The sequence below is a fragment of the Mycolicibacterium pyrenivorans genome, assembly GCF_025821625.1.
Lineage (GTDB): Bacteria > Actinomycetota > Actinomycetes > Mycobacteriales > Mycobacteriaceae > Mycobacterium > Mycobacterium pyrenivorans.
The window spans coordinates 1-26,681 of the sequence record NZ_JACKSH010000148.1 but is presented as its reverse complement, the minus strand read 5'-3'; the positions used below and the strand labels follow the sequence as shown (position 1 = coordinate 26,681).

Here is a 26,681-nt window from a genome sequence, read left to right as displayed (position 1 = left end):
CTTGACCAGCGACTCCATCCCTGCTGGCGACCTCCTCCAACCGTGCGGGGCCGCCGGTGTGCCAACCTTGAGACGTGACGAAGACACCGGTTTGTGTGGTCGGTCTCGGACTGATCGGCGGCTCGGTCATGCGCGCGGCGACGGCGGCCGGGCGCGACGTGTTCGGCTACAACCGCTCCGTGGAGGGCGCCGACGCGGCGCGGTTGGACGGGTTCGACGCCACGACGGACCTCGACGAGACGCTGTCGCGGGCGTCGGATACCGGCGCGTTGATCGTGCTGGCGGTGCCGATGCCCGCCCTGGCGTCGATGCTGCGCCACATCCGCGACGTCGCGTCGCACTGCCCGCTGACGGACGTGATCAGCGTCAAGGGTGCGGTCCTCGAGGAGGTCGTCGCCGCCGGGCTGCTGGAGCGGTTCGTCGGCGGGCATCCGATGGCGGGCACCGCGCACTCGGGGTGGGCTGCCGGGGACGCCCGCATGTTCGCCGGCGCACCGTGGGTGATCAGCGTCGACGACCACGTCGATGCCGGCGTGTGGGCCCAGGTGATGGACCTCGCCCTGAACTGCCGGTCGGTCGTCGTCCCGGCCCGCTCCGACGAACACGACGCCGCCGCCGCGACCATCTCGCATCTGCCCCACCTGCTCGCCGAGGCGCTGGCCGCCACCGCCGGCGAGGTTCCGCTGGCGTTCGCCCTGGCGGCCGGGTCGTTCCGCGACGGCACGCGTGTCGCGGCGACCGCGCCGGATCTGGTGCGGGCGATGTGCGAGGCCAACTCCGAGCGGCTGGTGCCGGTGCTCGACGAGGCGCTGCGCCTGCTCGGTGACGCCCGCGAGCAGCTCGCCGCCGACCGGCCCATCTCCGAGCTTGTGGAAGGCGGTCACGCCGCGCGGGTCCGCTACGACAGCTTCAGCCGCCCCCAGATCGTCACCACCGTCATCGGCGCCGAGGGCTGGCGCGACGAACTCGCCGCCGCCGGACGCGCGGGTGGCGTGATCAGATCCGCTCTGCCAACCCTGGGTAGTCGAGGATGAAGCCGTCGGAGTCGACGGTGATCGTCGTCTCGGCGACCGGCGAGTGCAGCTTGATGCCCTCGGGGCCCGCGCTGTAGCTGATCGTGGCGACGTCGACCGACAGGTCGGGCACCCGGACGTAGACGACCGGCAGCGTGACCGAGCCTCCGTCCTCCCGGTACACCCCGGTGCGCCGGATCGGCAGCGCGTTGAAGAACGGGCTGAAGATCAGGTCGACGTCGAGCGCGCCGTCGAAGACGGACCGGCTGGTCTGGCCGGAGTGATCCTGCACCAGCCACATGCTCTCCTCGTCACGGGCGATCGAGAGCTGGCGTTCACGTTCGGCGAGGGTGACGGTCATGGAGAGCCGCTTGGTCGCGCCCGTCTCGTCGGTGACGAGGTCGTAGGAGGCGCTGAAGGCCGGATGCGACGGCGTGGCGGCGGCGACGATCCTGCCGTACGCCTTGATGCGGGCCCCTTGGAGTTGCACGCGCGCCGACTCCATCCGCGGCACATCGTGTGCACGCCAGGTCAGGATGGCCGGCCAGGAACTGCTCGCGTCAGAGCGACCTTCTTCACTCACCCCTCTACCGTAGGCGACGCGTCCCCCCGTTCGTGGCGGGCTTCGAAAGTGGACCGCGAAGAGCTCTGCGAACCGACACGTGGCCGTGATTCGAGCGCGACCTCGTCGCTGATCAACGGCTGCGGAATCCGGCGCCCGCCCAGCCTTCCGGTGCCGGGTACCGACGCCCACACCGCGAATGCCAGCGCCGCATCGAGGATCAGCGCCAGCGCCGTCACCATCAGCGCGCCGACCAGAGCCAGATAGAACTCGCGCACCTTGATGCCGTCGATCAGGTACCGGCCCAGCCCGCCGAGGCTGGCGTACGCGGCGACCGTCGCCGTCGCGACGATCTGCAACGTCGCGGTGCGCAGGCCGCCGACGATCAGCGGCAGCGCGTTGGGGGTCTCGACGCGCAGCAGGATCCGCCGTTCGGTCATCCCCATCGAGCGCGCCGCGTCGACGACGGCGGGGTCGACGTTGGCGATGCCCGAGTAGGTGCCTGCCAGCAACGGGGGGATGCCGAGCAGCATCAGCGCCACCGTGGGCGGGATCAGACCTAGCCCCCACAACAGGACGCCGAGCAGCAGCACGCCGAGGGTGGGCAGGGCGCGCAGCGCGTTGACGCCGGTGACGACGAGGAACGTGCCACGGCCGGTGTGCCCGATGATCATGCCGAGCGGAACCGCGATGAGCGCGGAGAAGAAGATGGCGATCGCGGTGTATTGCAGGTGCTCGAGGATGCGCGCGGTCAAGCCGGCGGGACCGCCCCAGTTGGCGGCGGTGAAGATGAAGGACAGCGCCTGCTCGAGGAAGTTCATGTCGCCGCACTCACCTTCGCGACGCGGCCCGGTTTGGCGGCTCTGGTCCAGGGCGTGAGCGCCTTGCCTGCGAACATGATCAGCGTGTCGATCACGACGGCGAGCACGAAGATCGCGATGATGCCCGCGATGATCTGGTCGCTCTTGTTGGCCTGGTAGCCCTCCGTGAACCAGGTGCCGAGACCGCCGATGCCGATGACCGAGCCGACGGCGACCATCGAGATGTTGGTGACAGCCACCACGCGCAGGCTGGCGACGAGCACCGGAATCGCCAGCGGCAGTTCGATTTTCAGCATCCTCGTGAGCGGCTTGTAGCCGACGGCGGTGGCGGCGTCGAGCACTACGGGCGACACCGCGTCCAGTGCCTCGGGTACGGCCCGCACCAGCAGCGCCACCGTGTACAGCGTGAGCGCCACGATGACGTTGGCCTCGTCCAGGATGCGCGTGGGGATGATCAGCGGCAGCACCACGAACAACGCCAGCGACGGGATCGTGAAGACGATGCTCGCCGTCACCGTCGTCAGCCGACGCAGCACCGTCGTCCGCTGCACCAGTGCGCCCAGCGGAACAGCGATCAACAGGCCCAGGACGATCGGGATCAGCGACAGCCGCAGATGAATCAGCGTCAGCGTCCACAGGTCGTCGAGGTGGGTGAACAGATACCGCATGAGGTCAGGCTTTCCGCTGCTTGTCCAGCGCCGCGAGCACGTCCTCGGCCTTCACCCCGCCGATCACCTGACCGTCGCCGTCGACGGCCACCCCGAGCCCCGACGGTGAGGACAGCGCCGCGTCCAGCGCCAACCGCAGGGTGCCGTCGGGCCGGAACAGCGAGCCGCCCGCGGTCGTGCTGTCGTAGAGCGAACTGCCGTTGCGGTGCACCTCGACACCGGCGGCGTCGATCCACGCATAGGGGGTGCCGTCGGGTCTGGTGACCAGCACCCAGTCGCCCGGAACCAGTGTCAGGGCATCGATCTCGGGCTCGGCGACGTGGCGGACGTCGTGCAGCGGCAACCCGGTCGCGTGGAAGAACTGGAGCCCGCGGTAGCCGCGGTCGGCGCCGACGAAGCCGGCCACGTCGTCGTTGGCCGGGTTGGACAGCAACCGCGCGGGTGCGTCGTACTGCTGAAGGACGCCGCCGCGGCCGAACACCGCAACCTTGTCGCCCAGCTTGATCGCCTCGTCGATGTCGTGGGTGACGAAAACGATGGTCTTGTGCAATTCGCTTTGCAGCCGCAGGATCTCGGTCTGCAGATCCTCGCGGACCACCGGATCGACTGCGCTGAACGGCTCGTCCATCAACAGGATCGGCGGATCGGCGGCCAACGCCCTGGCCACCCCCACCCGCTGCTGCTGCCCGCCGGAGAGCTGGGCCGGGTAGCGGTCGGCAAGCTTGGGATCCAGCCCGACACGTTCGAGCACCCCCATCGCGGATTTTCTTGCGCTGCGCCTTGATTCGCCACGGAGGACCGGAACGGTCGCAACGTTGTCGACGACCCGCAGATGCGGCATCAGCCCGGCGCTCTGGATCACGTACCCCATCCCGAGCCGCAGCTTCACCGCGTCGACCTTGGTGACGTCCTTGCCGTCGACGGTCAACGTGCCCGATGTCGGGTCGATCATCCGGTTGATCATCCGCATCGACGTGGTCTTGCCACAGCCCGACGGGCCGACGAACACCGCGAGGGTGCCCTCCGGAACCTCCAACGTCAGATCGTCGACCGCTACGGTGCCGTCCGGGTAGCGCTTCGTGACGTTCTCGAAGGTGATCATTGCCGCCTGCTCTTCGCGCGAGCGCTCATCGCCGAAACCTATTCCTGGACGGGCTTGTCGAAGCCGTTGTCGATGATCCACTTCTCGGCCGCCTCGTCGGGATCGACACCCTGGTTGCCCTCGACAGAGGTGTTCAGTTCGATCAGCCCCTCGGTGGTGAGCTTGGCGCTGACCGCGTCCAGCACGGTCTTGAGCTCACTGGACATCTTCTGCGACGCGACCAGCGGGACCACATTGGCCGCCAGGAACGCGTTCTCCGGATCCTCGAGAACCACCAGGTTGCTCTGCTCAATCGCCGGCGACGTACTGAAGATGTTCGCGGCGGTGACCGTGCCGTTGGTCAGCGCCTGCACGGTCGCCGGTCCGCCGCCGTCGCTGATCGCGATGAAGTTGGCCGGGGCGATGTCGAGGCCGTACTTCTCCTTGAGTCCCACCAGGCCGGTCTGGCGGGTCTGGAATTCCGACGGCGCACCGACTTTGACCTCAGGCGAGCGCGCGGCGAGATCGCCGATCGTGGTGAGGTTCCAGCGCTGCGCGGTCGCCTCGCTCACCGCGAGGGTGTCCTTGTCCTCGGCGGGAGACGGATAGAGGATCGACAGGTCGCCGGGAAGCGCCTTGAAGAGCGCCAGGAGCACCTCGTCGGGCGTGGTGGCCGAACTCTTCTCGTCGAAGTACTGCAACAGGTTGCCGGTGTACTCGGGGATGAGATCGATGGAATGGTCCTGCACCGCAGGGATATAGGTCTCGCGGCTGCCGATGCCGAACTGGCGGGTGATGGTGAACCCGTTGGCTTCGAGTGCCTGGGCATAGATTTCGGCGATGATCTTCGACTCGGTGAAGTCGGCGGACCCCACCTTGATCGACTCGAGGTCCCCCGATATCTCACCGCCGCCAAGGGGGTTGGAGCTGCCGCATGCCGACAAAGACGCAGTGATCAGCGTGAACACGGCCGCCAGCACGGCAAGCAACCAGATCCGCATGGTTCGTCGGGAGCGCTTCACGCCAACGTCCTCTCAGCCTGCCGGGCCTGCGAAAGTCTGAAGCGACCCTAACGCGATCGGTGTGGTGGTTTCATTCAACCGGCGAAAGGGCAAAGATGGAGTCATGACCAGCGATCCGTCGGCGTCGCCCGACCCGCCGCCACCGCCGCCCGGCGCGCCGGGTCCCCCGCCGCCGATGAAGTCCCCGCCACCACCCGAGTCGGCGGTGAAGTTCACCAAGGCCGCGGCCCTGTGGGGTTCGCTGATCATGGGGTTCCTCATCCTGGTGGTCCTGTTGATCTTCATCGCGCAGAACACGGAGTCGGCTGAGTTCACGTTCCTCGGCTGGCACTGGTCGACTCCGCTGGGAGTGGCCATCCTGTTCGCCGCGGTCGCGGGAGGGCTGCTCACGGTCGCAGTCGGCGCCGTGCGCATCCACCAGCTGCGCCGCGCCGCCAAGAAGAACCTCAAGGCCGGGCTGTAGCGCTCACCGGATCGACACCAACTGGTCGACCGAGTCGCGGGGCAACTCGCCGTCGACCGTCGCGGTGACGACCATGTTGTTCAGATTGATGGAACCCTTGTGGTTGTCCAGGAACGCGGTGTCGGCGGCGTCGCGTCCCGTCGCGATGCGCACCATCGACTGCCGCGGCGCCAGGCATGTCGCGTCGGCGACCCGCCACTGCCCGTCGACGAAGGCCTCGGCGACCGCGTGGAAGTCCATCGGCTGACAGCCCGGCGCGTACACCGAGACCAGGCGGGCGGGCACGTTCACCGCCCGCAACACGGCGATCACCAGATGTGCGTAGTCGCGGCACACCCCGGCGCCCGCGAGGAGCGTGTCGGCGGCCCCGTCGATGGGGTCACTCGAGCCGGGAACGTAGCTCAGCCGGGTGCCGACCCAGGACGACACCTTCTCCAGCAGCGTGGCCGAGTCGGCGAACTCGCCGAACTCGGTGGCGGCGAAACCGTAGAACTTGTCGGCCTCGGCGTACCGGCTGGGCCGCAGGTAGGTCGACAGGTCGATGTCACGCAGCGGCGCCGGCTCGGCCTGCCCGACGACGGACGCCGAGTAGGTGGCCTTCAGGTTCCCCACCGGGGCCTCGAACTTGTGGATCCGGTTGCCGTGCTCGCCGGTGATCTCCTGAATGTCGGCGGCGGGAATCTCCTTGCCGTTCAATATGAATGACAGAGATTCGGTGACGGCGGCGCCGGGCTGAGGTGCCACCGCGATCTGGAACTCGAGCGTGGTGGGCGCGGTGATCTCCACGTCCAGCTCCGCACCGACATCACGCTTCATGGCCGCACGCCCTCTTCTGATTCCGGAAAACAGTCTGACGGCGCTTCGTCGGGCCGCGCGTCTCTCTACCCCGGCAGACTAGGGCCGAAACGTCAGGAAAGCTCGGTCAACCCGGCGGCGATCAGCGGAGCGACGGCCTCGGCCACCTTGTCGGTGTCGTCGGTGACGCCGCCCTCCCGGGCCCGGTAGGCGATGCCCGCCCCGATGATGGCCAGCTTGAAGTACGCCAGCGCCATGTAGAAGTCCCAGTGGTCGAGCGCCTGCCCGGCGGCCCGCGAGTATTTCTCGGCCAGCACGTCGGCCGGCGGGATCAGCTCGGAGGCCCACGCGGCGTCGGCGTGGACGAGGTGGAACGTCGGGTGGCGGTACACACACATCAGCGCGGCGTCGCTGAGCGGGTCGCCGAGCGTGGACATCTCCCAGTCCAGGACGGCGACCACCTTGGTCGCGTCCTCCGCGTCCAGGATCGTGTTGTCGATGCGGTAGTCGCCGTGCACGATCGCGGTCCGGCTCTGCGGCGGAAGCGCCTCGGTCAGCTTGGCGTGCAGCAACCTGACATCGTCGTCGCAGGGGTCGTCGTCGCGCTTGACCAGGTCCCACTGCGAACCCCACCGCCGCACCTGCCGCTCGAGGTAGCCACTGGGCTTGCCGAAGTCGCCCAGCCCGACCGCCTCGGGGTCCACGGCGTGCAGGTCAGCGAGCACCTTGATCAGCGCATCGACGCAGGCCTCGATGGTGTCCTTGTCGCCGAGCTCCTCGAGCTGGGCGGTGTGGCGCACCACCCGGCCCGGCACGTACTCCACCATCTGGAACGGCGCGCCGAGCACCGAGTCGTCGTTGCGCATCGTCACCGCGCGGGCGACCGGGACGGGGGTGTCGGCCAGCGCCGCCACCACGCGGTACTCCCGGGCCATGTCGTGCGCGGACGGCGTCAGCCCGTGCAGCGGCGGCCGGCGCAGCACCCACCGGGAGCTGTCGTCGGACACCAGGAATGTCAGGTTGGACCGGCCACCGGAGACGAGCTCCGCGCGCAGCTCACCGCTGCGGGGGATCCCGGTATCGCGCAGGTGCTTGTCCAGTGCAGCCAGGTCAAGGCCTTCGAGGTCGCTCACGGGACTTGTCTACCATCCGGTGCCGCCTCATCCGGTGCCGCCTGCTCTTCGCGCGAGCGCTCATCGCGTCTGTCTGCTCTTCGCGCGAGCGCTCATCGCGCGTTCCGGGGGAGCAGGTCCCACACGTGTTCGGTGCCGTTGACACCCGCCACCCACAGCCGGCCGGTGCGCGACGACAGCAGCCGCGTCACCGAGGCGTAGTCGACGTTGAACGACAGCAACTTCTCGGTGCCCAGGATCTGGTGCAGCAGCACGTTGATCACGCCGCCATGGCTGAACACCGCCACGGTGTCGTCGTGGTCGGCGCCGGCCACCAGATCGTCGACGGCCGCTCTCACGCGGGCCAGGAACGCACCCTCGTCGACGCTGCTGGGCAGCCGGCCGCTGAGCAGCCGCTCCATCTCGGCCGGGTTCTCGGCGGCGATCTGCTCCACCGGGATGTAGTGGGGTAGGTCGCGGTCGTACTCGGCGAGGCGCTCGTCGACCTCGACCGAAACCCCCAGCGCGTCGGCGACCGGTTGGGCGGTCTGGACCGCGCGCACCTGGGGGCTGCTCACCACACGCTGAATCGGGAACCGGGCCAGCGCGTCGGGCAGTCGCGCGGCCTGCTCGACACCTTCGGCCGACAGGTGCGGGTCGGAACCTTGCCCGGGCTCGCTGCGAAAGGGCAGTGCGTGTCGGACCAGAAGTAGTTGCACCGTGACACCATATGGCCCGTGAGTGGATATGCAGATCAGCTGTTCGACCTGACCGACCGGGTGGTCTTGATCACCGGCGGCAGTCGCGGGCTGGGGCGCGAGATGGCCTTCGCGGCGGCACGATGTGGTGCCGACGTCATCGTCGCCAGCCGCAAGTACGACGCCTGCGTCGCCACCTGCGAGGAGATCTCCGCGGCGACCGGGCGCGCCGCGTTTCCGTATCAGGTGCACGTCGGACGGTGGGACGAACTCGACGGCCTCGTCGACGCCGCCTACGACCGGTTCGGCAAGGTCGACGTGCTGGTCAACAACGCCGGGATGTCGCCACTGTACGACAAGCTCACCGACGTCTCCGAGAAGCTGTTCGACGCCGTGTTCAACCTGAACCTCAAGGGCCCGTTTCGGCTGTCTGCGCTGATCGGCGAACGGATGGTGGCCGCGGGCCGGGGCTCGATCATCAACGTCAGCACCCACGGCTCGCTGCGGCCGCACCCGTCGTTCATCCCCTATGCGGCCTCGAAGGCCGGCCTGAACGCGATGACAGAAGCCCTGGCGTTGGCGTTCGGACCGACGGTTCGGGTCAACACGTTAATGCCCGGCCCGTTCCTGACCGACATCAGCGAATCCTGGAGCTTCAAGGGCACGGACAATCCGTTCAGGAACAGCGCGTTGCAACGTGCCGGTCAGCCGGCCGAGATCGTCGGCGCCGCACTGTTCCTGATGTCGGACGCCTCCAGCTTCACGTCCGGCTCGATCCTGCGGGCCGACGGCGGGATTCCCTAGACCGCCGTTCGAAACTGAAGCTGTGCGCGCGATTCGGCTGAAAAGTCGCGCACAAGTTCAGTTTCGGCGTGATGATCCTGATTCGTTACGGCGTGATGATGTTGAAGGCCGGGTCCGGCTTGTCCAACACCCCGACGAGCGCCAACAGCGCGTCGGCGTCGCCGGTGATCTCCAGGCCCGGTGACGTGTTGTCCCCGGCCGCGAGGGTGAGCAGCCGCAGCTTGGTCGCCAGCGTCAGCGTGGCCTGGGCGGTCGCCGCGTCGGCGGGCACCTTCCGGTACACGAGCACGCCGTTGCGCACGGTGAGGCGGTAGTTGGTGCCGGCATCGAGGAAGGTGACATCGACCGCGATGTCGAGATCCCAGGCGCGCGGCCCGTTGACGCTGATCGCCAGCACGTCGAACATCTGCTCCGGCGACAGCTGGGCCGCCATCGTCGTCGACGTCGTTGTCGGGGTGCCGAAGTTGCCGTCCCGCAACTCGGTGGCCCCGGCGAGGAAGAAGTTGCGCCACGTCGCGGTCTCCGCGCCGTAGGCGAGTTGTTCGAGGGTGTCGGCGTACAGCTGCCGTGCCCCACCGTGGTTCTCGTCGGTGAAGATCGCGTGGTCGAGAAGTGTCGCTGCCCAACGGAAGTCGCCCTCGTCGAAAGCGCCCTTGGCGATCTCGACGACCCTGTCGATGCCGCCCATCGCGGCGACGTAGCGTGGCCCGATCGCCTCCGGCGGGTGCGGCCACAGCCGCCCGGGGTTGCCGTCGAACCACCCCATGTAACGCTGATAGACGGCCTTGACATTGTGGCTCACCGAGCCGTAGTAGCCGCGGGCGTGCCAGGCCTGCTCCAGCGCGGGCGGCATCGCGAACGTCTCGGCGATCTCGATGCCGGTGTAGCCCTGATTCAGTTGCCGCAGCGTCTGGTCGTGCAGGTAGGCGTACAGATCCCGTTGCAGCGACAGGAATTCGACGATCCGGTCGTGACCCCAGGTGGGCCAGTGATGGGAGGCGAACACGACATCGGCACGGTCGGCGAACGTGTCGATGGCCTCGGTCAGATAACCCGCCCAGCCGTGTGGGTCGCGCACCAGAGCCCCGCGCAGGGTCAGCAGGTTGTGCAGATTGTGCGTGGCGTTCTCGGCCATGCACAGGGCACGGTAGCGCGGGAAGTAGAAGTGCATCTCGGCCGGCGCCTCGGTGCCCGGCGCCATCTGGAACTCGATCTCCACCCCGTCGATGGTGTGCGTCTCGCCGGTCTCACGGACGTCGATGGTCGGCACGATGATGGCCACCTCGCCCGTCGACGGAGTCTGTCCTAGGCCGCATCCCACCTGCCCCTGCGGCCCGCGGTCCAGCACCGTGCCGTACATGTAGCCGGCGCGGCGCGCCATCGCCGTGCCCGCGTACACGTTCTCCTGCACGGCGTGCTCGACGAAGCCCTCGGGGGCGAGCACCGCGACCCTGCCCGCATCGACGTCGGCCTGCGTCGTCACCCCGAGCACGCCACCGAAGTGGTCGACGTGGCTGTGGGTGTAAATGACTGCGCTGACGGTCCTCGTACCCCGGTGCTGCCGGTACAGCGCGAGTGCCGCGGCGGCCACCTCGGTCGACACCAGAGGGTCGATCACGATGACCCCGGTGTCGCCCTCCACGAAGGTGATGTTCGAAAGGTCGAAGCCGCGCACCTGGTAGATGCCCTCCACCACTTCGTAGAGACCCTGCTTGGCGGCCAGCGTCGACTGCCGCCACAGGCTGGGGTGCACGGTGGTGGGTGCGTCGCCACCCAGGAACGCGTACACGTCGTTGTCCCACACCACGCGTCCGTCGGCGGCCTTGACGACGCACGGCTGTTGCGCGGCGATGAACCCCCGGTCGGCGTCCTCGAAGTCCCTGGTGTCGTCGAACGGCAGGGCGCCCAGATGTCGGCGGTGCGCGGCTTCGATGGTTGCGGTCGGGGGCTTGTTGTCCATGTCTGCAGAGATTGCCACGCCGGCACCGCCCACGGTGGTTGACCGGCGTTATGGATGTACGCCGAGTTGTCACCGGACACGATGCGTCCGGCAAGTCCGTGTTCGTCAGCGACGAGGCCGTCGCTCCCCGCAAGCCGGTGCTGCTGCCGGGCTCCGAGTTCACGATGTTGTGGGGTGGAGACGAGGCTCCGCGGTTCCCGGACGACGGGTCGATGCCGAAGTGGCACACCTACTTTCCGCCGATCGACGGGGAGCGCAAGCTTCCCGGCCTGCTCGGCTACATGGAACTCGACGATCCCGGCATGCACACCACCGACACCATCGACTTCGAGGTGGTGCTGGAAAGCACGGTGATCTCGAGCTCGACGACGGCGCCGAGGTGACCCTGAATCCGGGTGACACCGTCATGCAGAACGGCACCCGGCACCGGTGGCGCAACCCCGGTGACACACCCGCCCGCCTGACGTTGTTCGTCTGCGGTGCCCACCATGCGAACGTCAACCCCGCATCGCCTCCGCAAGCCGGCTGACCTCGGGAGTTACTGGAAGCGCTTGTCCCCCTGGGCAATTGGGCCGAGAAGCACATCGACCTCATCGGTGCGGCCGACGCCGGTTATCGTCCCTGTTCGGCCAGCCACGCCTCCGCGCGCCGCTTCGAGGCTCGCGAGAGCCAGGCGTCTTGGATCAGCTCCCGCAGTTCGGCGACGCCGAGCTCGCCCAGCCGGCCGGCGCGTACCAGCACCGACAGGTGCCCGTCGAAATGCTCGGTGGTGAAGAACGGTGAACCGGGGTCCTGGACGAGGGCGAGCTTGTCGGCCTCGGATTCGACCCAGATCACGATGACGTCCGGATAGCGCTCGCCGGTGTCCGGGTCGAAGGCGTCGGGGCGGGGCGTGCGGAAGAACACGAAGGATTTGCCGCCGACCTGGTAGATCGGGTTGCCGGCCTTGGGCCCTTCGACCCGGGACACGTGCGGCATGGCCGCCGCGATCTCGTGGACGTCGGCCTCGGTGGCGGGCCGGTCACCCATCGCGGACCACCTTGTGCAACTGCACCTCGCTCAGCTTCCCGCCGTCGATCGTCGCAGTCATGTACGTGCAGTGGGGCTGGCGGCGACGGTCGGTCGGCGAGCCCGGATTGAGCAGCCGCAGGCCGGATTTCGCGCGTCCGTCCCACGGGATGTGGCTGTGGCCGAAGACCAGCACGTCGGTGTCCGGATACATGCCGGCCATCCGCTCGTCACGACCCGCCGAGGCGCCCGTTTCATGGGTGACGGTGAACCGCACGCCGTCCAGGACCACGTCGGCACGCTCGGGCAACCGGCGCCGCAGTTCGTCGCCGTCGTTGTTGCCCCAGCACGCCACCAGTCGCCGGGACCGCGCCTCGAGCGCGTCGAGCAGTTCCGGTTCCACCCAGTCACCGGCGTGGATCACCACGTCGGCGTCGTCCACGGCGTCCCAGACGGCGGCAGGCAGGTCGCGGGCACGTTTGGGGACGTGCGTGTCGGCGATCAACAGGAGGCGCACATCCCCCAACCTACCGAGGGGCTCGGGCCGCGGGCGTCAGCTGCGGTCGGGCTCGGTGCGCGGACCGAAGCCCTCGGGCGATTCACCGGCCGTCGCGTGGCGCCCGACATGCGCCTCCGCCCGCATCCGGTCGACCATGTGCGGATAGTGCAACTCGAAAGCCGGTCGCTCCGAACGGATCCGGGGCAGCTCGGTGAAGTTGTGCCGCGGCGGCGGGCAACTGGTGGCCCACTCCAGCGAGTTGCCGTAACCCCACGGGTCATCGACGATCACCGGCTCGCCGTAGCGCCAGCTCTTGAAGATGTTCCATACGAACGGCAGCACCGACACACCGAGGATGAACGCGCCGATCGTGGAGACGATGTTCAGCGTGGTGAACCCGTCGCTGGGCAGATAGTCAGCGTAGCGCCGCGGCATGCCCTCGTCACCGAGCCAGTGCTGCACCAGGAACGTGGTGTGGAAGCCGATGAACGTCAGCCAGAAGTGCAGCTTGCCCAGCATGCCCTCGTCACCGAGCCAGTGCTGCACCAGGAACGTGGTGTGGAAGCCGATGAACGTCAGCCAGAAGTGCAGCTTGCCCAGCCGCTCGTCGAGCAGCCGGCCGGTCATCTTCGGGAACCAGAAGTAGATGCCCGCATAGGTGGCGAACACGATGGTGCCGAACAGCACGTAGTGGAAGTGCGCGACCACGAAGTAGGAGTCGTGGACGTGGAAGTCCAGCGGCGGGCTGGCCAGCAGCACGCCCGACAGGCCACCGAGCAGGAACGTCGCGATGAAGCCGACGGAGAACAGCATCGGCGTCTCGAACGTCAATCGCCCCTTCCACATCGTGCCGATCCAGTTGAAGAACTTGATGCCGGTGGGGACCGCGATCAGGAACGTCATGAACGAGAAGAACGGATAGAGCACCGCCCCGGTGGCGAACATGTGGTGCGCCCACACCGCCATCGACAGCGCGGCGATCGCCAGGGTGGCGTAGATCAGCGTGGTGTAGCCGAAGATCGGCTTGCGGCTGAACACCGGGAAGATCTCGGACACGATGCCGAAGAACGGCAGCGCGATCACGTACACCTCGGGGTGCCCGAAGAACCAGAACAGGTGCTGCCACAGCAGCACACCGCCGTTCGCGGGGTCGTAGACGTGCGCCCCCAGCAAGCGGTCGGCGGCCAGGCCGAACAGCGCCGCCGTGAGAAGCGGGAAGATGAGCAGCACCAGGATCGACGTCACCAGGATGTTCCAGGTGAAGATCGGCATCCGGAACATGGTCATGCCGGGGGCACGCATACACACCACCGTGGTGATCATGTTGACGCCGCCGAGGATGGTGCCGAGACCGCCAACGCCGAGACCGAAGATCCACAGGTCGCCACCGACACCCGGGGAGTGGATCGCGTCGGTCAGCGGCGAGTACGCCGTCCAGCCGAAGTCGGCGGCACCGCCGGGAGTGATGAAGCCGGCGAGCGCGATCAGCGCACCGAACAGGAACAGCCAGAACGACAGTGCGTTCAATCGGGGAAAGGCGACGTCGGGCGCACCGATCTGCAGCGGCAGCACCAGGTTGGCGAACCCGAACACGATCGGGGTCGCATAGAACAGCAGCATCACCGTGCCGTGCATGGTGAACAGCTGGTTGTACTGCTCGTTGGACAGGAACTGCAGCCCCGGCACCCCCAGTTCGGTCCGGATGAACAGCGCCATCAGGCCGCCGACGAAGAAGAAGAAGAAGCAGGCGACGCAGTACATGATGCCGATCAGCTTGTGATCGGTCGTGGTCAGCACCTTGTAGATCAGGTTGCCCTTGGGGCCCAACCGCTGCGGGAAAGGCCTCCTCGGCGTCAGCGCGACGACGGATTCAGCTGTCATGGCAGCCCCCTGGCATTGCCTGTATTGCCCGACTCAGAACGTGTCGATTCTAGTTCGCGGTCGGCTACGCGGTAGCTCAACAGAGTGACGAAACAGAAAAATAGGGCCGAAAGTGAGTAGACAGACGTCGGGGCGCTGGGACGCGCTTCATCCGGTGACTTCCTGCCCTTCCCGCACGGTCCATCGCTGTTGGACGATTGCGGTTCAGCCTGCAGAGGAATTGAGTGCGCCATGGATGCTGGGACAGACGTCAGCACGATCGGACCGACGCAGTTGATCGCGGTCGGGTTCAAACCGAGCGTTGATTTCGTCGGCACGATCATCCAGGAGATCGACAAGCTAGAGGGACATGGTGTGCTTCGCCTGCTCGATGTGCTCGTTTTGACCATGGACGACGATGGATCGCTGACGCGTATGGAGATCGCGGACGAGGATTTCGGAGACCTGCTGATCGCCGGCGCCCAACTCGACCCCTTTGATGTCTTCGCCATGTTCGAGGGCCGCGGCGTCGAGGTCTTGGAGAGTGTGCGAGCCCAGGCTCTCGTGCAGTCGCTGGTCCCGGGTTCGGGCCTGGCCCTGATCCTGGTGGAGCATCAGTGGGCCAGGCCGCTGTTCGATTCGATCGCCGGCTTGGGTGGTGTGGTGTTCAGCGAGGGCTTCATCGGAGAACAGACCGAGAAGCTCGTGGGTGTGCAACTCGCAGCCCTTGAGGACACCGCCCGGGTGATCGACGCCGCGTACGCCGCGCAAACCGACGCGGTGGCGAAGTCTGCCGCGGTGATCGACGCGGCTACGCATAAAGCGGACGAGGCCGCGGTGGCCGCCTCAGTGACGGCAGGTGAGCTGCAAGTCCTGCGCTACCTACCGACCAAGATGACCTTCGCGCTGGTCGCCGACAAGCTGGGTATCTCGCGCTCCGCCGCCAAGGAACGCGCTGAGCGCGCCTACAAGAAGCTGGGTGTGCACAACCGCGCCGATGCGGTCGCCCGTGCTCGCGAACTCGGATTGATCAGACACAAGGACTGAAAGCCGAGCTGTTCTCCAACCTCAGAGACGCCGGCGAGAAGGTCAAGGACGCCTTCAGGAACAAGTAAACGCCGGGTCGACGGGATCATGGGCGGCGGCCGAGTAGCCCGTGTGGTGCGCCCGAAGGGATTCGAACCCCTAACCTTCTGATCCGTAGTCAGATGCTCTATCCGTTGAGCTACGGGCGCATGTTAAAGCATTCAGTTGTCAAGTTGTCCTGCGCGGAGGCGAGAGGATTTGAACCTCCGGTCCGCTTTAAGACGGACAACTCATTAGCAGTGAGTCCCATTCGGCCGCTCTGGCACGCCTCCCGACGTTTACCGCCGCTGGATGAGAGTACACAGCGCCCACGGCGGGAAGCAAAGCACGTCCGACCGGGCCATAAACTGATCGGGTGTCCGCCCGCCTGCGCCCCGAACTCGCCGATATCCCCGCCTACACGCCGGGCCGAACGGTGCCGGGTGCGATCAAGATCGCGAGCAACGAGACGGTCCACGGCCCGCTGCCCAGCGTGCGGGCCGCGATCGCGAAGGCGACCGACGCGATCAACCGCTATCCGGACAACGGATACGTGGAGCTCAAGGAGCGCCTCGCCAAGCATGTCAACTTCGCGCCGGAGCACATCTCCGTGGGATGCGGCTCGGTCAGCCTGTGCCAGCAGTTGATTCAGATCACATCGTCGGTGGGCGACGAGGTGCTCTTCGGCTGGCGCAGCTTCGAGATCTACCCGCTGCAGGTCCGCACCGCCGGTGCCACCCCGGTTCAGGTGCCGTTGACCGACCACACCTTCGACCTGGACGCGATGCTCGCCGCGATCACCGACCGGACCCGGCTGATCTTCGTGTGCAACCCCAACAATCCGACCAGCACCGTGGTCGCCCCCGACGCGCTGGCCCGGTTCGTCGAGGCGGTGCCGTCGGACATCCTGGTGGTGCTCGACGAGGCCTACGTCGAGTACATCCGCGACGACATGGTGCCCGACAGTTTCGGGCTGGTCCGCACGCACAGCAATGTCGTTGTGCTACGGACGTTCTCGAAGGCCTACGGACTCGCCGGCCTGCGCATCGGGTACGCCGTCGGCGACCCGGACATCATCACCGCCCTCGGCAAGGTCTACGTGCCCTTCACCGCCACGAGCGTGTCGCAGGCCGCGGCGATCGCGTGCCTGGACGCCGCCGACGAACTGATGGACCGCACCGACGCGGTCGTCGCGGAACGCACCAGGGTCACCGCCGCGCTACAGGACGCCGGCTACGAGGTGCCGCCCTCGCAGGCCAACTTCGTCTGGCTGCCGCTGGCCGGGCGCGCCCAGCGGTTCGCCGCGGACGCCGCCAACGCCCGCATCATCGTGCGCCCCTACGGTGAGGACGGCGTACGGGTCACCGTCGCCGCCCCCGAGGAGAACGACGCCTTTCTCGAATTCGCCAAGGGCTGGATCACCGAACAGGAGACGCACCGATGACCGCCGCACGCCAGAAGTTCGACCACCTCAAGGACCGCACCGATCAGATCGACGACACCGAACTCGACAACTTCTGGTCCACGCTGGCCCCTGCCGACATCGACTTCATGATCGGCGAGTGGAAGGGCGGTGAGTTCGACACCGGGCACAAGGCCAACGGATTCATGAATCGGCTCAACTGGTTCGGCAAGACATTCCACTCTCCCGCCGACGCCAAACCGCTGGTGTGCCTGGACGCCGACGGCAACAAGTTCTCCAACACCGAGGCCATGAACGGCGAAGCCAGCCTGTGGATGGAGGAGTTCCGCGGCGAGATGGTGGCCTCGATGGTCTACGACGGCAAGCCGGTGCACGACCACTTCAAAGTGGTCGACGCCAACGCCGTCGTCGGGATCATGAACGGCAAGGGTGCGCTGGACACCACCTCGGGCACGCCCCGCCACCTGTACTTCTATCTCGAACGGGTTTAGCCGCATATCGTGGCCAGGATGAAGACGCACGTACGGGTGGCGGCTGCCGCGGCGATCGGGCTGGGGGTCGTCCTCGGCCTGACCACCGGGTGCCAGCGCACCACTGAGGGCGTCGTGGCACAGACGACCGAGCCGGGCCCGCCGCTGACCTCGTCGCCCACCACCGGCAGCCGTGCGCCGGGCATCCCCGGCTTGCCGGACATCCAGCTCCCCAACATCCCGCTGCCCACCCGCAACACCGACGTCCCCGAGGTTCCCGCCCCGGCGAACGCCCTGGAGATGACGTGCGAGGAGTTCAGCGAGCTCGACGAGGCCACCCGGGTGGCGGTGGTCCGCGAGATCCTCGCCCAGGAAGGCAATCCGCTGGGACCGGACGGCGAGTTCGTCGGGCAGATCCTGGCCGACGCGGCCTGCCAGTTCCTGCCGGGCGCGACGGTCAGCGAGGTCCTGATGGGCGGCTCGCCGCCGTGACCTGATCGGCGGCTCGCCGCCTGACCTCGCTAGCCTTTGCCCCATGGGCAGCTCCTACGAATCGGTCACAGTCGACATCGCCGATCACATCGCACAGGTGACGTTGATCGGCCCGGGCAAGGGCAATGCGATGGGTCCGGCGTTCTGGGCCGAACTCCCGGTGGTCTTCGCCGAACTGGACACCGACCCCGACGTGCGGGCCATCGTCCTGACCGGGTCGGGCCGCAATTTCAGTTACGGCCTCGATCTGGCCGCGATGGGCGACACCCTCGGCTCGATGATGGCCGACAGTTCGTCGTCCAAGCCGCGCGCCGATTTCCACGCGCGCCTGAAGACCATGCAGTACGCGATCACCGCGGTCGCCGACTGCCGCACCCCGACGATCGCGTCGGTGCACGGCTGGTGCATCGGCGGCGGCGTCGACCTGATCTCCGCGGTCGACATCCGGTACGCCAGCGCCGACGCGAAGTTCTCGGTGCGTGAGGTCAAGCTCGCGATCGTCGCCGACGTCGGCTCACTGGCCCGCCTGCCGCTGATCCTGTCCGACGGGCACCTGCGGGAACTGGCGTTGACGGGCAAGGACATCGACGCCGCGCGTGCCGAGAAGATCGGCCTGGTCAACGACGTCCATCCCGACGCCGAGGCGTCGCTGGCCGCCGCGCGCGCCACCGCGGCCGAGATCGCCGCCAACCCGCCGCACACGGTGCACGGCATCAAGGACGTGCTCGACGAGCAGCGCACCGCCCAGGTGGCGGCGAGCCTTCGGTACGTCGCCGCGTGGAACGCCGCGTTCCTGCCGTCCAAGGACCTGACCGAGGGCATCACTGCGATGTTCGAGAAGCGGCAGGCGAACTTCACCGGCGAGTAGGCGTTCCGGGACGGGCCTCCCGGCCGGTCGGGTTCGAAACTGAGCTTGTGCGCGCGATCTGCCGCAAGAGTCGCACACAACCTCAGTTTGGCGCCGCGCCGATCATGGCGGTGGCGGAGGGATTTGAACCCCCGGTCGGTTTTAGCCGACTCTCGCTTTCAAGGCGAGTGCATTAGGCCGCTCTGCCACGCCACCGCGGGACAGTTTAGACGCGACCGATCTTGGCCGGCGGCGCCCCGGCTTTCAGCCCCGCGCTGATCCGCCGGCAGTTCTCACCCATCGCCGAGACCTGGGACCGGGAGAGCCTGTCGAGGAAGTAGGTGCGCACCGCGGCGCCGTAGGTCTGCATCGCCGCGTCGAGAGCGTCCCTGCCCTCGGGTGTGATGCTGGCCAGCACCCCGCGCCCGTCGTCGGGGCTCGCGCCACGACCCACGAGTCCCTGCTTCTCCAGCCGGTGGATCTGCCGCGTCACCCGGCTCGGCAGTGACATCAGCGCCTCGGCCAGGTCCCCCATCCGGGCCGCGCCGTGCGGCGACCTGGCCAGCAGATCCAGCAGCCGCACGTCGTTCAATGTGAGCCGGTGTTCGTCCACCAGTGATCTGTTCATGGTTGCGTACAACCGCAGCGCCGCGTCCAGAAAGTTCTGCCACGCGCGTTGCTCAGCGATGTCCAGCCCCGGCGTATTGCTCGCCGTGCGCCCCCCGATGATCCCCTCCATCTGCACATAGTAGGACCGCGCGGCATTGCCGGTGGCGAAAGCAGAGGGGGTTTCCGCAGGGTAGTAGCGTTGTGTGAATGCTCGCGATCGTGGCCGAATCTCCGCGCCGACTCAGCTGGCAAGCAGTGCCGGACATCACACCGGCGCCCGGCGAAGTCCTCATCAAGGTCAGCGCTGCCGGGGTGAACCGTGCCGACCTGCTCCAGGCCGCAGGCAAATACCCGCCCCCGCCCGGCGCGAGCGACATCATCGGCCTCGAAGTGTCCGGCACCATCGCCGCCGTCGGCGACGGCGTCACCCACTGGTCGTCGGGGCAACAGGTGTGCGCTTTGCTGGCCGGCGGCGGCTACGCCGAATACGTTGCCGTTCCCGCAGGACAGCTGCTCCCCATTCCCGACGGTGTGGAGCTGGCGCACGCCGCGGCATTGCCCGAGGTGGCCTGCACGGTCTGGTCCAACCTGGTGATGACCGCGGGACTGCGTGCCTCCCAACTGCTTCTGGTCCACGGCGGCGCCAGCGGCATCGGCACCCACGCCATCCAGGTGGCCCGGGCCCTGAACTGCCGTGTCGCCGTCACCGCGGGTTCGCGCAACAAGCTCGACCTGTGCGCCGAGTTGGGCGCCGAGATCACCATCGACTACCGCAACGAGGACTTCGTCGACGTCGTGCGCAGCGCCGGAGGTGCCGACGTCATCCTCGACATCATGGGAGCGGCCTACCTCGACCGCAACATCGACGCGCTCGCCGACGACGGCCGGTTGGTGATCATCGGCATGCAGGGCGGCGCCAAGGCCGAGCTGAACATCGGCAAGCTTCTGGCCAAACGCGGCGGTGTCATCGCGACCGCGCTACGGGCCCGTCCCGTCGGCGGACCGGGCGGCAAGAGCGACATCGTGTCCCGGGTGATCGACGACGTCTGGCCGATGGTCGCCGATGGCCTGGTCCGGCCGGTGATCGGCGCGGAGTTCCCGATGGCCGAGGCACAGGCGGCACACGAGCTGCTGGAGTCGGGGGACGTGGCGGGCAAAGTGCTTCTGCGCGTTGACGAATAGCGTGATCGGGCTCAGCCGAGCGACGCCAGCGCCCGCACCAGCTGGTCGACCTCGGCGGTGGTGCTGTAGTGCGCGAGACCGATGGTCACCGCACCACCGATGTCGTTGACGCCGATGAGGTCGAGGACGCGCGAGCTCGCGTCCGCGATCGCCAGGGCGCCGTTGTCGGCCAGACGCTGCACGACCCGCTCGGCGGGCACGTTGCTGATCGCGAAGCTCAACACCGGGATTCGCACCTCCGGGCTGCCGATGACCATCACCGTCGGCAATGTGCGCAGCGACGTGAGCAGATAATCGAAGAGCCCGTTCAGGTAGGCCGCCGACGACCGCATCGACACCGAGAGCCGCTCACGCCGGCTGCCTTGCGCCGAATCATCCAGGTTCGCAAGGTATTCGATGCTCGCGACCACGCCGGCGAGCAGCCCGAACTGATGCGCGCCGAGCTCCAGCCGGGCGGGGCCGGTGGCGTAGGGGTCCAGCGACACCGAGCCGAACGCGTCGATGACCGCGGGGTCACGGAAGATCAGGGCACCGATGGGCGGGCCGCCCCAGGCCAGCGCATTGACCGCGACCACGTCGGCGTCGATCTCGTCGATGTCGATCAGCCGGTACGGTGCCGCCGCGGAATGGTCGACGACCACGAGACCACCGACCTCGTGCACCAACTTGGTGACCTCGCGCAGCTCGGTGACCGTCCCCAAAGTCGAAGAGGCGGAGGTGATCGCGACCAGGCGGGTAGGCCGTGTCACCAGACCCTCCCACTGCCACGTCGGCAGTTCACCGGTCTCGATGTCGACCTCGGCCCACTTCACCTTCGCGCCGTAGCGGTTCGCGGCGCGCAGCCAGGGCGCGATGTTGGCCTCGTCATCGAGGCGGCTCACCACCAACTCATAGCCGAGGCCGACGCGGGCCGACGCGGCATCGGCCAGCGACGTCAGCAGCACCGCCCGATCGGAGCCGAGCACCACTCCGGCGGGGTCGGCGTTGACCAGGTCCGCCACCGCTTGGCGGGCGGCGGCGAGTACCGCCACGCTGCGCTGTGCGGAGGGGTGCGGACCGGTCGGCGTCGGCATCGAGCCGCGGAATGCCGTGGACACCGCGCGACCCACGGAATCCGGGAGCAGCATGCCGTTCTGGGCGTCCATATGCACCCAGCCATCGCCCAGCGACGGGTGCAATCCACGCACCCGGGCGACGTCATATGCCATGTCAGCCCACCTTAAGTGCGTCAGTGAATACCGCTGTACCAGCCCAAATGCCGGCCGATTCAACGGATGCCCGACCTTGCTCGTGTTGCCCGCGCCGGACCGGAACGGGACATCTGCGCAGCCATACTAGTCCAGGGGGCTGCCGGTGCGGGGTGCTGGCCGAGCTGTCGTTGCTGGTGCGCTGCGGGGCAATCTGCGCGCGGTGTAGCGGACGGGGTCGGCGGGTTCGGGCCGCGGCGACGGTCGAGAGCACCGTGGCCATGGCAATCGTCGTACCCACACCCTCGGGGCGCGGCGGCGGCGGGGGACGGGACCCGTTGCCGTCGCCCTCGTCGCCGCCCCGGCCCCGGTTTGCCGGTCCGGGGACCGCGGCCCGGTGGACCGGTCGACGGCCGGGGCGTTGCTGGACAAATCGCGGCCGTGGGAGAAGATCATCTACGACACCGGCGGGGCCCGCATCGACCGATGACGTGGTCCCAGCCGAACTGAGAAAGCGACGCTGGGGCACTCTAGGAACATGACAAGCAACACCGACGACAACATCGAGATCATCGGCGGAGACGGCGACGACCTGGGCGAGCAGGACGTCGAGCGGGGCGATGGGAATTCGTTGACCGATCTCGTCGAGCAGCCCGCCAAGGTGATGCGGATCGGCACCATGATCAAGCAGCTGCTCGAGGAGGTGCGCGTGGCCCCGCTCGATGACGCCAGCCGCGGCCGGCTGCGAGACATCCACCGCACCAGCATCAGCGAGCTCGAGGAAGGGTTGGCCCCGGAGCTGCGCGACGAGCTGGAGCGGCTGACGCTGCCGTTCACCGAGGATGCGGTTCCGTCGGACGCCGAGCTGCGCATCGCGCAGGCCCAACTCGTCGGCTGGCTCGAGGGGCTGTTCCACGGCATCCAGACCGCGCTGTTCGCCCAGCAGATGGCCGCCCGCCAGCAACTCGAGCAGATGCGCGGCGCGCTGCCCCCGGGCGTGAGCGTGCAGGGGCCACGGGGCGGGCCGGGGCATCCGGGCACCGGGCAGTACCTGTGAGGTCGCGTGGCGAGTCCTTCTGAACCGCGCATCGACACCCGCAATGCGTGGGTGGAGTTCCCGATCTTCGACGCGAAGGCGCGCTCGCTGAAGAAGGCCTTCCTCGGCAAGGCGGGCGGCACGATCGGGCGCAACGACTCCAACGTCGTCGTCATCGAGGCGCTGCGCGACATCACGCTGTCGCTGAAGATGGGCGACCGGGTCGGGCTGGTCGGCCACAACGGTGCAGGCAAGTCGACGCTGCTGCGCCTGCTGTCGGGCATCTACGAACCGACGCGGGGGGTGGCGACGGTCCAGGGCCGGGTCGCGCCCGTGTTCGATCTCGGCGTGGGGATGGACCCGGAGATCTCCGGCTTCGAGAACATCATCATCCGCGGCCTGTTCCTGGGGCAGACCCGCAAGCAGATGCTGGCCAAGGTCGACGAGATCGCCGAGTTCACCGAGCTCGGCGACTATCTGTCGATGCCGTTGCGCACCTACTCGACCGGCATGCGGGTGAGGCTGGCGATGGGCGTGGTGACGAGCATCGATCCGGAGATCCTGCTGCTCGACGAGGGTATCGGCGCGGTGGACGCCGACTTCCTCAAGAAGGCGCAGACCCGGCTGGCCGCGCTGGTGGAGCGCTCCGGAATTCTGGTGTTCGCCAGCCACTCCAACGAGTTCCTGGCGCGGTTGTGCAACACCGCGATGTGGATCGACCACGGCACGGTGAAGATGACGGGCGAGATCGAAGACGTGGTGCGGGCCTACGAGGGCGAGGACGCCGCCCGACATGTGCGCGAGGTCCTCGAGGAGACGGCACACCAGCGATGAGCGCTTGCGCGAAGAGCAGACCGGCAGCGATGAGCGCTTGCGCGAAGAGCAGACCGGCAGCGATGAGCGCTTGCGCGAAGAGCAGACGGGCAGCGATGAGCATGTCGGCACCGTCGTCGCCGTGGTCGTCACGCACCGCCGCCCCGACGAACTCGCGAAGTCACTGGACGCGGTGTCGTCGCAGACCAGGCGTCCCGACCACCTCGTGGTGGTGGACAACGATCACGACGAACGGGTGCGTGATCTGGTTGCCGGGCAACCGATCCCGACGACCTATCTCGGTTCTCACCGAAACCTCGGCGGCGCAGGCGGTTTCGCGTTGGGCATGTTGCACGCGCTGAGCCTCGGCGCGGACTGGGTGTGGCTGGCCGACGACGACGGACGTCCGCAGGACGCCGGGGTGCTGGCGACGCTGCTGGCGTGCGCCGAACGCCACGGGTTGGCGGAGGTCTCGCCGATGATCTGCGACCTTGACGATCCCGGCAAGCTGGCGTTCCCGTTGCGGCGTGGACTGAAGTGGCGCCGGTGGGTGAGCGAGTTACGCACCGACTCAGAGCTTCCCGACCTGATGCCAGGCATCGCGCACCTGTTCAACGGTGCGCTGTTTCGCGCTGCCACGCTCGAGGCTGCCGGCGTACCCGACCTGCGACTGTTCTTCCGCGGCGACGAAACCGAACTGCACCGCCGGTTGCTGCGCTCCGGGCTGCCCTTCGGCACATGCCTGCACGCGGTGTATCTGCATCCGCAGGGCGGCGACGAGTTCAAGCCGATCCTCGGCGGCCGCATGCATGCCCAGTACCCCGACAACCCGACCAAGCGGTACTTCACCTACCGCAACCGTGGCTACCTCCAATCGCAACCCGGGATGCGCAAGCTCCTGTTCCAGGAGTGGCTGCGGTACGGCTGGTACTTTCTGGTGACCCGACGCGACCCCGCCGGGCTGCGGGAGTGGATTCGACTGCGGCGCTTGGGACGACGCGAAAGGTTCGGCTTCCTGGGCGTGGGGGCACCTCCCGCACGAAGCGTAGGGGGACGAAGCGACGGGAAAGACAAATGACGATCATGGATGCCGCCGCGCAGTCCAGGACCTTCGGGCGCGCGTGGGGCGACCTCGTCGCCGGATTCGGTAAGCGCGAGCTGTGGCTGCACCTCGGCTGGCAGGACATCAAGCAGCGCTACCGGCGCTCCGTGCTCGGGCCGTTCTGGATCACGATCGCGACCGGCACCACGGCGGTGGCGATGGGCGCGCTGTATTCGAAGCTGTTCAAGCTCGAACTTTCCGAACACCTTCCGTACGTCACGCTCGGCCTGATCATCTGGAACCTGATCAACGCGTCGATCCTCGAGGGCGCAGAGGTGTTCATCGCCAACGAGGGGTTGATCAAACAGCTTCCGACGCCGCTGTCGGTACACGTCTACCGGTTGGTGTGGCGGCAGATGATCCTGTTCGGGCACAACATCGTGATCTACGTGATCATCGCGATCATCTTTCCCAAACACTGGCACTGGACGGACCTGTCGTTCATCCCGGCGCTGTTCCTGATCGCGCTGAACTGTGTCTGGGTCGCATTGTGTTTCGGCATCCTGGCCACCCGCTACCGCGACATCGGGCCGCTGCTGAACAGCCTGGTGCAGCTGCTGTTCTTCATGACCCCGATCATCTGGAACGAGGCGACGCTGCAGACCCAGGGCGCTGGGGACTGGGCCAGGATCATCGAACTCAACCCGCTGCTGCACTACCTCGACATCGTCCGCGCCCCACTGCTGGGCGCCGACCAGGAGTTGCGTCACTGGGTGGTGGTCGTGTCGCTGACGATCATCGGGTGGATCTTTGCGGCGTTCGCGATGCGGCAGTACCGCGCGCGGGTGCCCTACTGGGTCTGACCGTCGTCCGGTCAGCTGACCGGCGGCTCGTCGTCGGGCTCAGGGCCGAACACGAACCTGCGGCCGGTCAGTGACTCCGGGATGATGCGGACGAAGCGCAGCTTCTTCGTGGCGACCCACGGGTACAGACCGGCGCGCCGGGCCTCCTCGATCTCGGCCGACGTGGACAGCAACTTGGCGGTGCCACGCACCACCACGCTCCACCCCTCGGCGACGTTGTGGTCGTCGGCCTCGAACACCACGTGCTCATTGAGGACGGCCGTCAGCAGTTTGGTGCCCTCGGCGGTGCGGAACAGCAGTGTGCGGTGCTGAACGACGTAGTTGACGGGGAAGATCTCGGTCCACCCGTCGACCGTCGTCACGAGCCTGCCCAGCGAGACACCGGAAAGCAGTTTCCAGCTTTCGTCCTCGCTGAGCTCGGTGACCGGCGAATCCGGCGTAGTTGTTGACGCGTCCATACCGATAATGGTCGTCGGCCCCGGTCAGGCGTCCTAGGGTCCAATGGCACTTCCGCGGCGTGCCGGGCGTTGACGAATCATGAGCATCCCGCCATATGAGCCGCCGCCCATGCCGTCGTCCGGTGCGAGCAACACCCTGCGGTGCCCGAAGTGCGCCGGTGTCATGAAGACCTACGAGCGCAACGGCGTCCATCTGGAGCAGTGCGACACCTGCCGGGGCATCTTCCTGGACTTCGGGGAACTGGAGTCGCTGACGCAGATGGAGAGCCGGTTCGTGCAGGCCGCTCCCCCGCCCCCGCCGCACCAGCAGGGCTACGGCGGCGGCTACGGCGACTACGGCCCAGGCTGGGGTCACCGCGGCAACAAGCACTACCGCAAGCAGGGCTTCGGCAGGCTGTTCTTCTCCAGTTAGAGCATCCGGGCGCACGCGGCCTGCAGCGCCAGTTGTGTGTCGTCGGTGTCGCCGTGCGCCAGGCCCGAGGCGGCGGCGTGCACGACGGCCGCTCGGGCGAACGGCTCGAGGACCGGCCACGGGTCACCCGACGGCAGTGCGGGCCCGTGGCGGCGGTAGGCGTGCAGGAAGGCGTGCCAGTCGGCGTCGGGGATGAGTCCGGCGGCCCAGAAGCCCGCCGGGCGTGCCAGGTCCCAGGCCGGGTCACCGATGCCGAGGTCGTCGACGTCGATGAGAACCCACGGTGCCGTCGCGGCACGCCTGCCGAGTTGCCCGAGGTGCCAGTCGCCGTGCACCAGCGTCAGCGGCCTGCCCGGTGAACCGGCGCGCCAGGCGTCGTCGGGCAGGGCGGCCGCGGCGCGGCGCACCACGGCGGT

The 26,681-nt window shown here is 67.7% G+C and carries 31 protein-coding genes and 3 tRNA genes; 15 read left to right on the top strand and 19 right to left on the bottom strand.

The window, feature by feature from the left end; all coding sequences use genetic code 11:
• The first annotated feature begins 74 nt into the window (after window positions 1-74).
• On the top strand, window positions 75-1,034 hold the full coding sequence (locus H7I57_RS17475; RefSeq protein WP_372510254.1) for a prephenate dehydrogenase: 960 nt from the start codon (window positions 75-77) through the stop codon (window positions 1,032-1,034).
• On the opposite strand, the gene H7I57_RS17470 is transcribed toward H7I57_RS17475, so the two are convergent.
• From H7I57_RS17470 to H7I57_RS17450, 5 genes are read right to left on the bottom strand one after another with little or no spacing between them, the layout of a single operon-like run.
• Window positions 997-1,596, bottom strand: coding sequence for a putative glycolipid-binding domain-containing protein (locus H7I57_RS17470; protein WP_264024930.1), 600 nt, complete (start codon window positions 1,594-1,596; stop codon window positions 997-999). The two genes, H7I57_RS17475 and H7I57_RS17470, sit on opposite strands and share 38 nt — an antisense overlap.
• Window positions 1,593-2,396 (bottom strand): ABC transporter permease, encoded by an 804-nt coding sequence (locus tag H7I57_RS17465; RefSeq protein ID WP_264024928.1) that lies wholly within the window; start codon window positions 2,394-2,396, stop codon window positions 1,593-1,595. Before H7I57_RS17465 ends, H7I57_RS17470 begins: the two co-directional genes overlap by 4 nt.
• Window positions 2,393-3,064: an ABC transporter permease gene (locus H7I57_RS17460; protein WP_264024926.1), complete on the bottom strand. Its 672-nt coding sequence runs from the start codon at window positions 3,062-3,064 to the stop codon at window positions 2,393-2,395. The genes H7I57_RS17465 and H7I57_RS17460 overlap by 4 nt, the downstream gene beginning before the upstream one ends.
• Before the next feature lie 4 nt (window positions 3,065-3,068).
• Window positions 3,069-4,166 carry an ABC transporter ATP-binding protein gene (locus H7I57_RS17455; protein WP_264024924.1) on the bottom strand — a complete coding sequence of 366 codons (1,098 nt, stop codon included), beginning with the start codon at window positions 4,164-4,166 and terminating at the stop codon, window positions 3,069-3,071.
• 38 nt (window positions 4,167-4,204) lie between these two features.
• A complete protein-coding gene (locus tag H7I57_RS17450; RefSeq protein WP_264025069.1) occupies window positions 4,205-5,146 on the bottom strand; it encodes an ABC transporter substrate-binding protein in 942 nt (313 codons plus the stop codon).
• Between the two features lie 124 nt (window positions 5,147-5,270).
• Here H7I57_RS17450 and H7I57_RS17445 point away from each other — a divergent pair, with 124 nt between their 5' ends.
• Entirely contained in the window at window positions 5,271-5,630 is a 360-nt protein-coding gene (locus tag H7I57_RS17445) for a LapA family protein (protein WP_264024922.1), read from the top strand.
• Window positions 5,631-5,633: 3 nt separating this feature from the next.
• Here the strand turns inward: H7I57_RS17445 and H7I57_RS17440 are convergent, their stop codons facing one another.
• From H7I57_RS17440 to H7I57_RS17430, 3 genes are all read right to left on the bottom strand, one after another.
• Window positions 5,634-6,446 (bottom strand): transglutaminase-like domain-containing protein, encoded by an 813-nt coding sequence (locus H7I57_RS17440; protein ID WP_264024921.1) that lies wholly within the window; start codon window positions 6,444-6,446, stop codon window positions 5,634-5,636.
• A gap of 92 nt (window positions 6,447-6,538) precedes the next feature.
• Window positions 6,539-7,558: a phosphotransferase family protein gene (locus H7I57_RS17435; protein ID WP_264024920.1), complete on the bottom strand. Its 1,020-nt coding sequence runs from the start codon at window positions 7,556-7,558 to the stop codon at window positions 6,539-6,541.
• Between the two features lie 92 nt (window positions 7,559-7,650).
• Window positions 7,651-8,256, bottom strand: a complete 606-nt coding sequence (locus tag H7I57_RS17430) for a histidine phosphatase family protein (RefSeq protein ID WP_264024919.1) — start codon at window positions 8,254-8,256, stop codon at window positions 7,651-7,653.
• An 18-nt stretch (window positions 8,257-8,274) separates the two neighbouring features.
• Here H7I57_RS17430 and H7I57_RS17425 point away from each other — a divergent pair, with 18 nt between their 5' ends.
• Complete coding sequence (locus tag H7I57_RS17425) at window positions 8,275-9,039, top strand: SDR family NAD(P)-dependent oxidoreductase (protein ID WP_264024918.1); 765 nt, start codon at window positions 8,275-8,277, stop codon at window positions 9,037-9,039.
• Window positions 9,040-9,124: 85 nt separating this feature from the next.
• On the opposite strand, the gene H7I57_RS17420 is transcribed toward H7I57_RS17425, so the two are convergent.
• Window positions 9,125-10,999 carry an alkyl/aryl-sulfatase gene (locus tag H7I57_RS17420; protein ID WP_264025068.1) on the bottom strand — a complete coding sequence of 625 codons (1,875 nt, stop codon included), beginning with the start codon at window positions 10,997-10,999 and terminating at the stop codon, window positions 9,125-9,127.
• Between H7I57_RS17420 and H7I57_RS17415 the strand changes: the two genes are divergently transcribed.
• Window positions 10,890-11,528: a cupin domain-containing protein gene (locus H7I57_RS17415; protein WP_308204375.1), complete on the top strand. Its 639-nt coding sequence runs from the start codon at window positions 10,890-10,892 to the stop codon at window positions 11,526-11,528. The genes H7I57_RS17420 and H7I57_RS17415 overlap by 110 nt on opposite strands.
• An 83-nt stretch (window positions 11,529-11,611) precedes the next feature.
• On the opposite strand, the gene H7I57_RS17410 is transcribed toward H7I57_RS17415, so the two are convergent.
• Genes H7I57_RS17410 through H7I57_RS17400 form a run of 3 tightly spaced genes read right to left on the bottom strand, consistent with a single transcriptional unit; the run spans window position 11,612 to window position 14,387 of the window.
• Window positions 11,612-12,028, bottom strand: a complete 417-nt coding sequence (locus tag H7I57_RS17410) for an MmcQ/YjbR family DNA-binding protein (protein ID WP_264024915.1) — start codon at window positions 12,026-12,028, stop codon at window positions 11,612-11,614.
• On the bottom strand, window positions 12,021-12,524 hold the full coding sequence (locus tag H7I57_RS17405) for a metallophosphoesterase family protein (protein ID WP_264024914.1): 504 nt from the start codon (window positions 12,522-12,524) through the stop codon (window positions 12,021-12,023). Before H7I57_RS17405 ends, H7I57_RS17410 begins: the two co-directional genes overlap by 8 nt.
• Window positions 12,525-12,560: 36 nt before the next feature.
• Window positions 12,561-14,387, bottom strand: a complete 1,827-nt coding sequence (locus H7I57_RS17400) for a cytochrome c oxidase subunit I (protein ID WP_264024913.1) — start codon at window positions 14,385-14,387, stop codon at window positions 12,561-12,563.
• 231 nt (window positions 14,388-14,618) lie between these two features.
• Here H7I57_RS17400 and H7I57_RS17395 point away from each other — a divergent pair, with 231 nt between their 5' ends.
• Complete coding sequence (locus H7I57_RS17395) at window positions 14,619-15,413, top strand: helix-turn-helix transcriptional regulator (protein WP_264024912.1); 795 nt, start codon at window positions 14,619-14,621, stop codon at window positions 15,411-15,413.
• A gap of 112 nt (window positions 15,414-15,525) precedes the next feature.
• Here H7I57_RS17395 and H7I57_RS17390 read toward each other — a convergent pair.
• Together H7I57_RS17390 and H7I57_RS17385 are read right to left on the bottom strand one after the other, a co-directional pair.
• Window positions 15,526-15,601 (bottom strand) — tRNA-Arg (locus H7I57_RS17390).
• A 34-nt stretch (window positions 15,602-15,635) separates the two neighbouring features.
• A tRNA-Ser gene (locus H7I57_RS17385) sits at window positions 15,636-15,724 on the bottom strand.
• Window positions 15,725-15,807: 83 nt separating this feature from the next.
• On the opposite strand from H7I57_RS17385, the gene hisC reads away from it, so the two are divergent.
• The 4 genes from hisC to H7I57_RS17365 are packed head-to-tail and all read left to right on the top strand — an operon-like array spanning window position 15,808 to window position 18,684.
• Window positions 15,808-16,875: a histidinol-phosphate transaminase gene (hisC, locus tag H7I57_RS17380; protein WP_264024911.1), complete on the top strand. Its 1,068-nt coding sequence runs from the start codon at window positions 15,808-15,810 to the stop codon at window positions 16,873-16,875.
• Entirely contained in the window at window positions 16,872-17,345 is a 474-nt protein-coding gene (locus tag H7I57_RS17375; RefSeq protein ID WP_264024903.1) for a DUF4334 domain-containing protein, read from the top strand. Before hisC ends, H7I57_RS17375 begins: the two co-directional genes overlap by 4 nt.
• A gap of 18 nt (window positions 17,346-17,363) precedes the next feature.
• Window positions 17,364-17,816, top strand: a complete 453-nt coding sequence (locus H7I57_RS17370) for a hypothetical protein (RefSeq protein WP_264024902.1) — start codon at window positions 17,364-17,366, stop codon at window positions 17,814-17,816.
• A gap of 43 nt (window positions 17,817-17,859) precedes the next feature.
• Entirely contained in the window at window positions 17,860-18,684 is an 825-nt protein-coding gene (locus H7I57_RS17365) for a crotonase/enoyl-CoA hydratase family protein (protein WP_264024901.1), read from the top strand.
• A 105-nt stretch (window positions 18,685-18,789) separates the two neighbouring features.
• Here the strand turns inward: H7I57_RS17365 and H7I57_RS17360 are convergent.
• Together H7I57_RS17360 and H7I57_RS17355 are read right to left on the bottom strand one after the other, a co-directional pair.
• Window positions 18,790-18,879, bottom strand: a tRNA-Ser gene (locus H7I57_RS17360).
• 10 nt (window positions 18,880-18,889) lie between these two features.
• Entirely contained in the window at window positions 18,890-19,402 is a 513-nt protein-coding gene (locus tag H7I57_RS17355) for a MarR family winged helix-turn-helix transcriptional regulator (RefSeq protein WP_264024900.1), read from the bottom strand.
• Between the two features lie 77 nt (window positions 19,403-19,479).
• On the opposite strand from H7I57_RS17355, the gene H7I57_RS17350 reads away from it, so the two are divergent.
• The gene (locus H7I57_RS17350) at window positions 19,480-20,454 is read left to right on the top strand and encodes an NAD(P)H-quinone oxidoreductase (protein ID WP_264024898.1); all 975 of its coding nucleotides are present in this window, start codon (window positions 19,480-19,482) and stop codon (window positions 20,452-20,454) included.
• 11 nt (window positions 20,455-20,465) lie between these two features.
• Here the strand turns inward: H7I57_RS17350 and H7I57_RS17345 are convergent, their stop codons facing one another.
• Window positions 20,466-21,662, bottom strand: coding sequence for a cysteine desulfurase-like protein (locus H7I57_RS17345; RefSeq protein ID WP_264024896.1), 1,197 nt, complete (start codon window positions 21,660-21,662; stop codon window positions 20,466-20,468).
• A 517-nt stretch (window positions 21,663-22,179) separates the two neighbouring features.
• Between H7I57_RS17345 and H7I57_RS17340 the strand changes: the two genes are divergently transcribed.
• The 4 genes from H7I57_RS17340 (at window position 22,180) to wzm (ending at window position 25,395) form a co-directional block, all read left to right on the top strand.
• Window positions 22,180-22,698 (top strand): bacterial proteasome activator family protein, encoded by a 519-nt coding sequence (locus tag H7I57_RS17340; protein WP_264024895.1) that lies wholly within the window; start codon window positions 22,180-22,182, stop codon window positions 22,696-22,698.
• A gap of 6 nt (window positions 22,699-22,704) precedes the next feature.
• Complete coding sequence (gene wzt / locus H7I57_RS17335) at window positions 22,705-23,511, top strand: galactan export ABC transporter ATP-binding subunit Wzt/RfbE (RefSeq protein WP_264024894.1); 807 nt, start codon at window positions 22,705-22,707, stop codon at window positions 23,509-23,511.
• A 70-nt stretch (window positions 23,512-23,581) separates the two neighbouring features.
• On the top strand, window positions 23,582-24,568 hold the full coding sequence (glfT1, locus tag H7I57_RS17330; protein WP_264025067.1) for a galactofuranosyltransferase GlfT1: 987 nt from the start codon (window positions 23,582-23,584) through the stop codon (window positions 24,566-24,568).
• On the top strand, window positions 24,565-25,395 hold the full coding sequence (gene wzm / locus H7I57_RS17325; protein ID WP_264024893.1) for a galactan export ABC transporter permease subunit Wzm/RfbD: 831 nt from the start codon (window positions 24,565-24,567) through the stop codon (window positions 25,393-25,395). The genes glfT1 and wzm overlap by 4 nt, the downstream gene beginning before the upstream one ends.
• An 11-nt stretch (window positions 25,396-25,406) precedes the next feature.
• On the opposite strand, the gene H7I57_RS17320 is transcribed toward wzm, so the two are convergent.
• On the bottom strand, window positions 25,407-25,853 hold the full coding sequence (locus H7I57_RS17320; RefSeq protein WP_264024892.1) for a pyridoxamine 5'-phosphate oxidase family protein: 447 nt from the start codon (window positions 25,851-25,853) through the stop codon (window positions 25,407-25,409).
• Window positions 25,854-25,932: 79 nt separating this feature from the next.
• Between H7I57_RS17320 and H7I57_RS17315 the strand changes: the two genes are divergently transcribed.
• Complete coding sequence (locus tag H7I57_RS17315; protein ID WP_264024891.1) at window positions 25,933-26,265, top strand: TFIIB-type zinc ribbon-containing protein; 333 nt, start codon at window positions 25,933-25,935, stop codon at window positions 26,263-26,265.
• Here H7I57_RS17315 and H7I57_RS17310 read toward each other — a convergent pair.
• A partial coding sequence (locus tag H7I57_RS17310) for a phosphotransferase family protein (RefSeq protein WP_264024890.1) occupies window positions 26,262-26,681 on the bottom strand: 420 nt, incomplete at its 5' end. The genes H7I57_RS17315 and H7I57_RS17310 overlap by 4 nt on opposite strands.